Source organism: Mesorhizobium sp. M5C.F.Ca.ET.164.01.1.1, assembly GCF_004792125.1.
GTDB lineage: Bacteria > Pseudomonadota > Alphaproteobacteria > Rhizobiales > Rhizobiaceae > Mesorhizobium > Mesorhizobium wenxiniae.
On sequence record NZ_SRTG01000305.1, the window covers coordinates 1 to 340 of the forward strand.

Here is a 340-nt window from a genome sequence, read left to right on the forward strand (position 1 = left end):
GTTCGCTCATGATACCACCTCGACTGCCCTGACCTCTTGCGCGCGGCCGCGCAGATAAAGCGGCGCGAAGACCTGGTCCTGCCGCACTTCCAGCTTGCCCTCGCGCACCATTTCGAGCGTGGCCGCGAAGGAACTCGCCACCGCAGTGCGCTTCTCCTCCGGAGCCGCCAGATATTCGATCAGGAAGCTGTCGAGCGCCGTCCAGTCGCCAATTGTTCCGACCAGCCGTGCCAGCACGTCGCGTGCGTCCTTCAGCGACCATACGGCGCGCCTGGCGATCGTCACGTTGCTGATCGCCTGCCGCTGGCGCTGCTGCGCATAGGCGGTCAGCAGATCGTAG

The 340-nt window shown here is 65.3% G+C and carries 1 pseudogene; it reads right to left on the reverse strand.

The window, feature by feature from the left end:
- Positions 1–6: 6 nt before the first annotated feature.
- Positions 7–340 (reverse strand): annotated as a pseudogene (locus EN807_RS33585) (segregation/condensation protein A); the annotation flags it as partial.